The following is a 10806-nucleotide window of genomic DNA, read 5'->3' on the forward strand; positions in this document are numbered from 1 at the left end:
CTGATCATGGTGAGATTGACGCAATTCGCCCAGGGCGGTGGCTGTGCGTGCAAGATCCCAGCCGGCGAGCTGGAGGAGGTGCTGACCGGATTCGGGGTGACGCCCACCGATCCGCTCGGCGAGCTGGTGGTGGGCCTGGAGACCGGCGACGACGCCGCCGTCGTCAGGATCGAGGGCGGCACGGCGATCGTGACCACCGCCGACTTCTTCACGCCCGTGGTCGACGACCCCTACGACTGGGGGCGGATCGCGGCGGCCAACGCGCTCTCGGACGTGTACGCGATGGGCGGGCGGCCCGTGGTGGCGCTCAACCTGCTGTGCTGGCCCCGGGAGGTCCTGCCGTACGAGCTGGCGCGGGAGGTGCTGCGCGGCGGTGCGGAGGTCGCCGCGCTGGCCGGCTGCCACCTGGCGGGCGGGCACAGCGTGACCGACGTCGAGCCCAAGTACGGCATGGCCGTCACCGGGCTGGCCGACCCCGACCGGCTGATGCGCAACGACGCGGGCAGGGCAGGCTCGCCGCTGTCGCTGACCAAGCCGCTGGGGCTCGGCGTGCTCAACAACAGGCACAAGGCCACGGGCGAGGTGTTCGCCGAGGCGGTCGAGATCATGACGAGGCTCAACGCCGAGGCCTCCATGGCCGCGCTCGACGCGGGCGTGCGCTGCGCCACCGACGTGACCGGGTTCGGGCTGCTGGGGCACCTGTTCAAGCTGGCCAGGGCGTCGAGGGTGAGCGCGGTCGTCGACGCGGCCGCCGTGCCGCTGCTGGCGGGCGCGCGGGAGGCGATCCGCGACGGGTACGTGCCCGGCGGGTCGCGGCGCAACCTGGAGTGGGTGGCCCCGCACCTCGACCGGGGTTCGGCGGACGAGGAGACGCTGCTGCTGCTGGCCGACGCGCAGACCTCCGGCGGGCTGCTGGTCGCGGGCGAGGTCCCCGGGGCGCCGGTGATCGGCGAATTGGTGAAGGCGGGCGACGCCACGATCATGATCCGCTAGGGTGCCGGGTGGAGGCGACCAGGTGCCTGGTGGCCCTCCCGGTCTTCAAAACCGGTGGCGCCGAGTATCTCGGCGCGGCGGGTTCGATTCCCGTCCGCCTCCGCCAAGCCCCCTCTCTCCCGTGGAGCGTCGTGAGCATCGACGATCTGCTGCTGCGTACCCGCACCGGGTTCGCGCGGCTGAGCCCCGCGCAGGCCTGGGCGCTGACGCGCTCAGGCGACGGCCTCATCGCCGACACCCGTCCCGAGTGGCAGCGGCGCAGGGACGGCGAGGCCCCGGGCGCCATCGTGATCGAGCGCAACCACCTGGAGTGGCGGCTCGACCCGCGCAGCGCGGCCCGCATCCCCGAAGCCGCCTCCACCAGCGTGACCTGGATCGTGCTGTGCGACGAGGGCTACTCCTCCAGCCTCGCCGCCGCGAGCCTGCGCCAGATCGGCCTCCCCCTGGCCACCGACGTGATCGGCGGGTTCCAGGCGTGGATCTCGGCCGGCCTGCCGGTCAGCCGTCCCACCGTGCCGGTCAGGCCGAGAGGGCCCGGCGAGGGCCCGGTGCCGACCGGATGAGCCCGCCCCGCAGGCCACCGTTCGCCGCGTGGCGAAAGGCCGAGGAAAGGTCGAGGAAAGGTCGCTGTCCCACGATCGGCGACATGATTGCTGATCAGGTCCGCGAAGACGGACCGGAATGAACCACGTATCGGTCGGCGTGCTGGGGGCCGTCGGACTGATTCGCGAAGGCGTGGTGCTCACGCCTTCCGCGCCGCTGCTGCGGGCGCTGCTCGGCCTGCTGGCCGTCTCGGCGGGAACGCCGGTGCCGTCGGCCGAACTCATCAGAGTCGTGTGGCAGGACCGGCCCCCACGCGATCCCAAGGGCGCCCTGCATCTGGCCGCCTGCAGGCTGCGCATCTGGCTGCGCGGGACGGGTGAGACGCGTGTACGCGTGGTCACCGGCTCCGACGGCTACCACCTCGATCTCGGCGGAGGGCGCACCGACCTGGAGCTGTTCCGCCGCGAGGCGAGCAGGGCCGACGCGAGCTGCGAGACGCTCACGGCGGCGCTCGGGCTGTGGCGGGGCCGCCCCTTCGACAACGTGCCCGAGCGGCGCGCCGACAGCCGCGTGATCGAGGCGTTGCTGGCCGAGCAGGAGTCGGTGACCAGGCGCTCGGCCAGGGCCGCGCTCGACGAGGGGCAGCCGCACCTGGCGATCAGGCTGGTGGAGCGGCTGTGCAGGACCGACTCGCTGGACGAGGAGGCGCACGCCGTCCTCATCGAGGGACTGGTCGCCACGGGGCAGCAGGGGGCCGCGGCGGTGACGTTCGACAGGATCAGACGGCGGCTGGCGGTGGAGCTGGGCATCGAGCCCGGCACGCTGTTACGCCAGGCCCACCTGCGCTGCCTCACGGGGTCCGACCCCCCGGACGGGGTCCAGGGCAGAGGCGGCGGCGCGGGTGAGTCCAGCCGCCCGACGGAGGACGGTGATCACGGGGACAGCGATCACGGGGACGGGGATGACGGGGACCGCGGGCCGGGGGCACGGGCGCGGCTCGTGGGCAGGGAGCAGGACTACGCGGGGCTGGCGGCCCTGGTGCGCGGGCGGCGGCTGGTCACCGTGATCGGCCCGCCCGGAATCGGCAAGTCCCGGCTGTGCGCGGAGCTCGCCGTACGGGAGGCCGGGCACTTCCCCTGCGGGGTACGCGTCGTAGGGCCGCGCGAGTCGCTGAGCGTCCCCGAGGGTACGGGGGCCGCGCTGCTGGTCGCCGACGACTGCGACGGGCGGATGGGCGAGGTACGGGCGGCGGCCGAGCGGCTGACGGCGGCCAGGCCCGACCTCACGATCCTGGTCACGGCCAGGCGGCCTCTCGGACTGTCGGGCGAGGTCATCTGGAGCCTGGGCCCGCTCGACCCCGACGCGGGCGAGCGGTTGCTACGGGACAGGGCCGCCGAGGCCGTGCCGGGACTGACCTTCGGTGCCGACGACCAGCCGTGGCTGCGGCGGCTGTGCGCGCTGGCCGACGGGATGCCGGCCGTGATCGAGAGCTTGGCCTCGCTGATGCGTACCTTTCCGCTGGAGGTGCTGGCCGAGCAGGCCGAGCGTGAGCTGGGCGCGCTCATCGACGACGTCAACCCCGCGGCCGCCCGGCTCACCGCGGGACTCGACCAGGTGTGGCAGGGGCTGTCGAGCTCGCAGCGGATCATGCTGCTCAGGGCCGCGGCCTTTCCCGGCGACTTCGGGCTCACGTGCGCCGTGGCCGAGTGCGCCGAGCCGCCACTGGACGCCGCGAGCGTGCCCGGAGTGCTCGCGGCGCTCGTCGACCGCTGCTGCGTGCTGCCGTTCGAGAGCGCCGCGGGCCGCCGCTACAGGCTGCTCGTCCCCGTGCGGGCGATGGTGCTGCGCCGCTACCGCCTGCCGAACATGGGCAGGCTGCCGGTCGCCCGCCTGCCCGCCCGCACCCACTGAGTCCCATCGAAGCGACGGACGAGGAGGTCACGGCCCGTCTTCTTCCTTGCCTTCTCGTCGGCTCTGCCGCGGTCAGCCGCAGTGCCCCCACGGGCTCAGCGCCTGGAAGCGCTGGCCACCGGGCGCGTCGGAGGCGATACCGCCGAACTGGACGCATTTGCCGCCGGCCTGGACCCGCACCGGGCCGGCGTACGTGGTGAAGTTGCCGCCGTTGCGGTGAATGGTGCTGGAGCCCTGCACCTGGATCCGCGCCTCGGTGTAGGTGCGCACGCCCAGGTTGGTGTTCTTCCAGGTGACCACGCAGTTGTAGCCGTTGTTGTTGTAGAGCAGGTAGGAGGTGGCCCAGAGCCTGGGGGTCTTGATCGGGACCGAGTCGATGATCCGGTAGCCCGAGCCGCACACGCTCTCCGGCGTGGCGGCGGCCGCCACGACGGAGTCGGGGTCGGCAGGGCCGGGGTCGGCTCCGGCGGGAGCGGCCTGCAGGAGCATTACGGCCGCGGCGGCGGGCACCAGGGCACGCGAGAGGCTACGCATGGGGTTCACGTACTTTCCGAAACGGTGGCCGCATCTCGGCCGTCGCCGTTGACGATCTTCTGGGGCGCATGGACGGGTCAAGATCCACGAATCGGACTATCGTCGCATTCGCCGACATGGACAGGCGCCGGAAACCGTACCGAAAGGATTGGGAGCGCTCCCTTCTCCTCGACAACCGCGCGCCGTCCCGGGGCGACGGGCGCCGACGAGCGAAGAGGAGGCGCGCCCAACCCCCCGATATTCGTGGACAAATCATCGACAGCCTGTAAGCGGGTGAATGCCCAGAATTACATCCTGATCGGATAAGCTCCACGCGTGCTGCCCACTATTGCCGACGTTCTGGCCCTGGAGACCGTTCGCAGGGGCAATCCCCGCGTCGTCGCCGGCGCGGACAGGCTCGACAGCAGGGTGCGGTGGGTGCACGTCGGCGAGATCGCCGACATCGCACACCTGTTGCGCGGCGGCGAGCTGGTGCTCACCACCGGCGTCGCGCTCCCCGAGGACCCCGAGAAGCTGGCCGCCTACATCGGCGAGCTGTCGGCCGTCGGCGCGGCGGGCCTGGTCGTCGAACTGGGCCGCAGGTTCGTTCGCGAACTGCCGCGCGCGGTGGTCAAGGCGGCCGAGGACCACGGGTTCCCGTTGATCGTGCTGGCCCGCGAGACCCCGTTCGTGCAGATCACCGAGTCCGTGCACGCCAGGATCATCGACATCCAGCTGGAGGAGCTGCGCGCCTCCGAGCAACTGCACGAGGTCTTCACCGAGCTGTCGGTCGAGGGCGCCTCGCCCGCCGAGGTCCTGGCCCAGGTGGCCAGGCTGTCGGGCAGGCCGGTGCTGCTGGAGAACCTCGCCCACCAGGTGCTGGCCTGCGAGTCGGCCGGCCGCGACACCGGCGCGCTGCTGGCCGGATGGGAGACCAGGTCGCGCGCCGTCGCGCCGCAGGAGCGCACCGCCTACGACCCCGCCGCGGGCTGGCTGGTCACCGTCGTCGGCGCCCGCGGCCAGGACTGGGGGCGGCTGATCCTGCTCTGCGACGCCGCGCCGGGACCCCGCGAGATGGTGCTGGCCGAGCGCGCCGCCACCACGCTGGCGCTGGGCCGGTTACTGGAGCGCCATCAGGAGTCGCTCGAACGGCAGGCCCACGGCACGATCATCACCGGCATCCTCACCCACGCCTACGCCGACCCCGACGAGGCCGCCGCCCGCGCCCGCGCGGTGGGGGTGCCGCTCACCGGACGCAAGCTCGTCAGCGTCGTCCTGCGCCTCGTCGAACCCTTCGATCAGGCCATCGACGGCCAGGCCCAGCTCGGCGAGCTCGCCGAGGCCACCGCCGCCGTCTGCCGCGACGCCAAGCTGCCCGCGCTCGTGGGCGCGCTCGACCAGGACCGCGTGGGCGTGCTGCTCCCCCTGCCGCCCCGCACGCAGGTCGAGCCCGCGCTGACCGCGCTCGCCGAGCGACTGCGCGCGCTGTGGAGGCCGGGCTCCACGTTCGTCCTCGCCGCCGGTTCGGCGGTGGAGTCCATCCGTGACGTACGGCGCAGCTTCCTCGAAGCCGAGCAGGTCGCCGACGTGGCGGTCCGCCAGCCGGACGGCAGGGCCTACTACCGCCTGCCCGACCTGCGCCTGCGCGGCCTGCTCCACCTGCTCCGCGACGACGCCAGGATCCAGACGTTCGCCGAGCGCGAGCTCGGCCCCCTGCTCGCGCACGACGCCCAGCGCGGCGGCGACCTCACCCGCATCCTGCGCATCTACCTGGACGCGGGCCGCAACAAGGCGGTCGCCGCCCAGAAGGCGCACCTGTCGCGCCCCGCCTTCTACGACCGCCTCCGCCGCCTCGAGCGCATCCTCGACACCGACCTGGACGACGTCGAATCCTGCCTCTCGCTCCACGTCGCCCTTCTGGCCCTCGAATCCTTCCGCAGGGAGAACCGTTGATCCGCGTCATGCACGTCGCCGACGTCCAGCTCGACCCCGACCCGCTCGACCCCGCCCAGATCGTCTCCGGCACGCCCGCCACCTCGGTGGCCGAGCTGGACGAAGGCCGCGGCATCTGGGAGATCACCCCCGGCGTGGTGACCGACGTCGAACGCGACGAGATCTTCGTCGTCCTGTCGGGCCGGGCGAGCATCGCGGTCGAGGGCGGCGAGACCGTCGAGGTCGGCCCAGGTGACGTCTGCCTCCTGCCCGAGGGCGCCAAGACCACCTGGACCGTCCACGAGACACTGCGCAAGGTCTACCAGGCGCACTGATCCTTCAGAAGCCCATCGCCTGCCTGACCTCCGCCAGCGTGCGGACGGCCAGCTCCCTGGCGCGCGCGTTCCCCTCATGCAGCACCCGGCGCGCCTCGGCGACGTCGACCTCGCTCCTGCGCTTGCGGATGGGGCGCAGGAACTCGTTGACGGCCTCGGTCAGCATGCCCTTGAGCCGCGCGGCTCCGCCGTCCCCGATCTCCTCGGCGATCTCCTCGGGGGCGCGGCCCGTACAGAGCCCCGCCAGCAGCAGGAGGTTGGCGACCTCCGGCCTGCTCTCGGGCTCGTAGGTGATGTGGCGGTCGGCGTCGGTGCGCGCCGCGCGGATCAGCGCCGCGGTCTCGTCCTCGCTCGCCTTCAGGGCGATGGCGTTGCCTCGCGACTTGCTCATCTTGCCGCCGTCCAGGCCGCTGAGCAGCGGCGCGTCGCCCATCATGGCCTCGGGCACCGGGAAGACGGTGCCGTAGCGCTCGTTGAAACGGCGCGCGACCAACCTGGTGACCTCGACGTGCGGCAGCTGGTCCTTGCCGACGGGGACGAGCGTGCCCTTGCAGAACAGGATGTCGGCCGCCTGATGGACGGGATAGGTGAACATCAGCCCGCTGACCGCGGCCTGCGAGCTGTGCGCGATCTCGTCCTTGACCGTCGGGTTCCGCTGGAGCTCGGCCACGCTGACCAGCGACAGGAACGGCAGTAGCAGCTGGTTCAGCTCGGGGATCGCGCTGTGCTGGAAGATCGTCACCTTGCGCGGGTCGAGGCCGACGGCGAGGTAGTCGAGGAGGAGATCGTCGATGTTCGCCTGGATCCCGCCGGGCAGGTCCCTGTCGATGATCACCTGATAGTCGGCGACCAGCACGAACACCTGGTGGAGGTCCTGGAGTCTCACCCTGTTGGCCAGGGTGCCGAAATAGTGGCCGAGATGCAGCGGCCCCGTCGGCCTGTCGCCTGTCAGCACTGTGTGGTTCATTCTGGGTTCCTTTCGAGAAACGTCCCCAGACGCCACGAAAGGCCGCCCGAGGACGGCCTTCGCGCATGTGAAGTCAGTGGCCGTCGATCGGCCGCCACCACATGCTGATAGTCATGGCGCCATTATAGGGCGCAAGCCGTACCGGACCCAGATTCCGTACGGCTTGCGCCCGGCTCTCAGTTACCTGCGGTGATCCTGCGTCGCCTCGGCGTGGATCGTGTCGTCCGCGCAGATGTACATGTCCCACCGTCGGGGACGCGCCACGAACGCGCCGAGGATGAACCCCAGCACCACGCTCGCGATGATCACAAGGAGGATGCTCAGCCCCATGTCGGCTGCCTCTCGGGATGGTTGCCGCCTCTAATCCTTGATATGCGGCCTACCGAAAGGTAACGCCGAGAGGTCGGTCACCGCAGCGGAATCCCGTCATTGTCGTGTCAATTGGATAACTGTCTCCAACGGTTCGCGTGTTTCGCCTCCCCGCCGTAGTTGATCTCGCCAGGATGGACCGGCTTGTCTTCATCCACGGGGAGTTATTCATGTCACGACGCGCGCTCGTCGGCCTGGCCATGGCCGCCGCACTCACGGTCACCTCGGCGGTGCCCGTCATCGCGCAGGAGGTGTCGGCGCCCTTTCCCTCGGCGAGGTTTCCCCTCGGCGACCGGGGCGTTCCGGCGAAGACGCAGAAGAGCGTGACCAGCGGCATCGACCTCTTCAGCGTCTCGACGGGCACCGCCAACGACGGCTACACGGTCACCGTGCTCATGCCGAGCGGCCGCGACTACGGCATGCGCGAGACCGCCGAGGCCAAGGCCGCCGAGGTCGAGGCCGCCGGCCAGACCGCCAGTGTCCAGAAGGTCATCCGTCCCGCGGTGTCCGACGACCCCGCGGAGGAGATCTACATGGTCCGCGTGGGCCTGTGGCCGTTCAAGGACAAGGCCAAGGCCGACGAGGCCGCCAAGGCGCTGACCGACGCGGGAGTCAAGGCCCGCTCCGACTACCTCGGCGACGACGGCGTGAAGACGACGGGTCCGTGGGAGATGCAGGTCCTGACCATCGACCCGCGCGGCTTCCGCGGCTCCTACGCCGCCAGCCTCGGCGTCAGCGTCGGCAAGCGCGAGACCACCTCGTCGATGGCCCAGGCGCAGAAGGCGATCGCCGCCGTCAACGGCGGCTTCTTCAACATCCATACCTCGCCCGCTCTGCGCGGCGAGCCGCTCGGCATCTCCGTCGTCCGCGGCCGCATGCTCAGCGACGCCGTCCCGGGCCGCTCCGCCCTCGTCCTCAAGGGTCGTACGGCCCGCGTCACCGAGCTCAAGAGCACGGTCGTCGCCGTCTCCCAGGACGGCAACCGCCTCGAGGTCAACGGCGTCAACCGCCTTGCCGCCGCCGACGAGCTCGTCCTCTACACCGAGGAGTACGGCGTCAAGACCGCCGCCGACGGCGGCGCCGAGGCCGTCATCGACGCCACGGGCAAGGTCACCGCCCTGCGTCAGGCGGGCGGCGCCGTACCGGCCGGATCACGGGTCCTGCACGGCTCGGGCACCGCGGCCGACTGGCTGTGGGAGCACGCCTTCGAGAACTGGACCATCAACATCGACACCAAGGTCATCGACGAGCGCACGGGCCGCAGGGTCGTGCTCACCCCCGACGTCAGCATCATCGGCGGCGGCGTGGGGCTCATCCGCAACGGCCGCATCAGGGTCACGGCCAAGCGCGACGGCCACGACTCGGTCAACATGATCCTGCGCCGGCACCCGCGTACCCTCGCGGGGGTGACCCGCTCGGGCGGCCTCATCCTGGCCACGGTCGACGGGCGCAAGCCGGGGATCACGGTCGGCGCGAACATGATCGAGGCGGCCCAGCTGATGAAGTGGCTGGGCGCGGTTCAGGCGATCAACCTCGACGGCGGCGGGTCGACCGCGATGGTCGTGAACGGCAAGGTCATCAACAAGCCGTCCGACGGTGTCGAGCGCGCCGTCGGCGACGCGCTCCTCATCCTTCCCTGATGTGAGCGGGGCCCGCGCCTCCCACCGCGGAGGCGCGGGCCCGCATCCGGACGACTAGCGCAGGGCCTTCTTCGCGTCGGCGATGAACGCGCCCACGTAGGGGTGAGCGGGATACAGCTCCCGCGCCCGTCGGAACTTGTCCAGCGCCGCCTCGTACCGCCCGGCGAAGTAGTCGTCCAGTCCCGAGCTGTAGACCCGCGACGTCCGCGACACGACCGGCTCGACCGCCGCGGCGCCCAGCCTTCTCTTGATGATGCTGACCGGCAGCACGAAGCTGGCGTTCTCCGTGAACCCCCCATCGGACTTGAGGTTCCCCGCGATCAGCATGCCGATCACTCTTCCGTCCTGGCCGAACACCGGGCCGCCCGAACTGCCGTGGTACGCGGGCGCCTGCGCCTGCAGGTACGGCACGCCCTTCACGGTCGTCCGCTTGACGTTGTAGGCGCCCTCGGTCACCGACGGGTACAGCTTCGAGCGCGCGTCCAGGTAAGGGTTCAACAGTGTGATGTCGGGGAACCCGCTGATGTAGAGATAGTCGCCCACCCTGACGTCGTCATCGTGACCCAGCGACACCGTCGGCAGGCCGCGCGCCCCCGCCATCTTCAGCAGCGCGAAGTCCTCACCAGGGAAGTTGCTGCCCTTGGCGACCAGCTTGAGGCCCCCCACAGTGATCTTACCCGTGCCGTCGTGCAACACGACGCTCAGCTGTTCCTGGAGCCCCAGCAGGCGCATGGCCCTGAGGTGGTAGGCGGCGAACATCCTCTCGGCCAGACCCGTCATCTCTTCATCGGGCTGCGCGAACGTGGAGACGAGGTTGGTGAAGTCCCGCACGTCCCTCTTGACGGTCTTGGACAGCGCCTGGCCGACGAACAGCTGACGCAGCGTGGCGTTGTCAACGCCGACGCAGTGCGAGGCGGTCACCATGTAACCGTCAGGCGTGATCCACCAGCCGGTGCAGAGACCGCCCGCCACGGTGGAGCTCTTCTTCACGGCCTTGCCGGGAGCGAGGTACTTCTTGACGTTCTTCGTCGCCGTCCTGAGCACCCAATTGACCTGGCTCTGGTGGTCGGCGGGAATCCGGCCTGCCTTCGCCTGGCGCTCCGCCTTGGCGAACAGGGCCCGGAAAGCCTTGGTCGGCACCGGCTCGCGGACCACGACCGTGGCCGTGAAGGAGTCCTGGATCGACTGCACAGCCGGGTTCGTCTTCGCGGCCAGCCTGGTGCCCACCGCGACGTCCCTCGGCTTGGGCTTGGCGAGTGCGCTCCCCTGCAGCGATGTGACGCCGGCCAGCGCTACTCCTATCGCTGTCGCCGTTGCTAGTGATCTGCGCATTCGCCTCACCCCTCGGGTCCCCATGGAGTGAGAGTGCGGTGAGGCGCTGGCGGGTGGCTTACGGGCCGGTTTCAACCGACTTGCGCACCGCTTCCGCAGGTGGAAAGGGGTGTGGCGCAGGAGATCCGAGATGACGGACGAGACCACCGAGCCGCAAACAGGACCCTCGGAAACGCCTCCGGAAATGCCGAAAGGCCCCGCCAGGCGAAACCCGGCAGGGCCTTCCAACAAAGATTGCGCGGCGGCGACCTACTCTCCCACACCCTCCCGA

Annotated in this window: 10 protein-coding genes and 1 tRNA gene; 7 read left to right on the forward strand and 4 right to left on the reverse strand. The window is 70.8% G+C overall.

Annotated elements, in window-relative coordinates:
* Window positions 1-6: 6 nt before the first annotated feature.
* The 4 genes from selD to AB0B45_RS39835 all read left to right on the forward strand — a co-directional run bounded on the left by selD (window position 7) and on the right by AB0B45_RS39835 (window position 3447).
* Complete coding sequence (gene selD, locus AB0B45_RS39820) at window positions 7-993, forward strand: selenide, water dikinase SelD (RefSeq protein ID WP_358142052.1); 987 nt, start codon at window positions 7-9, stop codon at window positions 991-993.
* A gap of 10 nt (window positions 994-1003) precedes the next feature.
* Window positions 1004-1099 (forward strand) — tRNA-Sec (locus tag AB0B45_RS39825).
* A gap of 25 nt (window positions 1100-1124) precedes the next feature.
* The gene (locus AB0B45_RS39830) at window positions 1125-1556 is read left to right on the forward strand and encodes a rhodanese-like domain-containing protein (RefSeq protein ID WP_358142054.1); all 432 of its coding nucleotides are present in this window, start codon (window positions 1125-1127) and stop codon (window positions 1554-1556) included.
* 118 nt (window positions 1557-1674) lie between these two features.
* Entirely contained in the window at window positions 1675-3447 is a 1773-nt protein-coding gene (locus tag AB0B45_RS39835) for a BTAD domain-containing putative transcriptional regulator (protein WP_358142057.1), read from the forward strand.
* 72 nt (window positions 3448-3519) lie between these two features.
* On the opposite strand, the gene AB0B45_RS39840 is transcribed toward AB0B45_RS39835, so the two are convergent.
* Window positions 3520-3981, reverse strand: coding sequence for a spore-associated protein A (locus AB0B45_RS39840; RefSeq protein ID WP_358142060.1), 462 nt, complete (start codon window positions 3979-3981; stop codon window positions 3520-3522).
* Between the two features lie 315 nt (window positions 3982-4296).
* On the opposite strand from AB0B45_RS39840, the gene AB0B45_RS39845 reads away from it, so the two are divergent.
* A complete protein-coding gene (locus AB0B45_RS39845; protein WP_358142063.1) occupies window positions 4297-5913 on the forward strand; it encodes a PucR family transcriptional regulator ligand-binding domain-containing protein in 1617 nt (538 codons plus the stop codon).
* The gene (locus tag AB0B45_RS39850) at window positions 5910-6227 is read left to right on the forward strand and encodes a cupin domain-containing protein (RefSeq protein WP_358142066.1); all 318 of its coding nucleotides are present in this window, start codon (window positions 5910-5912) and stop codon (window positions 6225-6227) included. The genes AB0B45_RS39845 and AB0B45_RS39850 overlap by 4 nt, the downstream gene beginning before the upstream one ends.
* 4 nt (window positions 6228-6231) lie before the next feature.
* On the opposite strand, the gene trpS is transcribed toward AB0B45_RS39850, so the two are convergent.
* Together trpS and AB0B45_RS39860 are read right to left on the reverse strand one after the other, a co-directional pair.
* Window positions 6232-7194, reverse strand: coding sequence for a tryptophan--tRNA ligase (trpS, locus tag AB0B45_RS39855; protein WP_358142069.1), 963 nt, complete (start codon window positions 7192-7194; stop codon window positions 6232-6234).
* Window positions 7195-7374: 180 nt separating this feature from the next.
* A complete protein-coding gene (locus AB0B45_RS39860; RefSeq protein WP_358142071.1) occupies window positions 7375-7524 on the reverse strand; it encodes a hypothetical protein in 150 nt (49 codons plus the stop codon).
* Window positions 7525-7733: 209 nt separating this feature from the next.
* Between AB0B45_RS39860 and AB0B45_RS39865 the strand changes: the two genes are divergently transcribed.
* A complete protein-coding gene (locus AB0B45_RS39865; protein WP_358142074.1) occupies window positions 7734-9203 on the forward strand; it encodes a phosphodiester glycosidase family protein in 1470 nt (489 codons plus the stop codon).
* 54 nt (window positions 9204-9257) lie between these two features.
* Here the strand turns inward: AB0B45_RS39865 and AB0B45_RS39870 are convergent, their stop codons facing one another.
* A complete protein-coding gene (locus AB0B45_RS39870; RefSeq protein ID WP_358142077.1) occupies window positions 9258-10535 on the reverse strand; it encodes a serine protease in 1278 nt (425 codons plus the stop codon).
* Window positions 10536-10806: the final 271 nt, after the last annotated feature.

The organism is Nonomuraea sp. NPDC049152 (assembly GCF_040648355.1).
Classification (GTDB): Bacteria; Actinomycetota; Actinomycetes; order Streptosporangiales; family Streptosporangiaceae; genus Nonomuraea.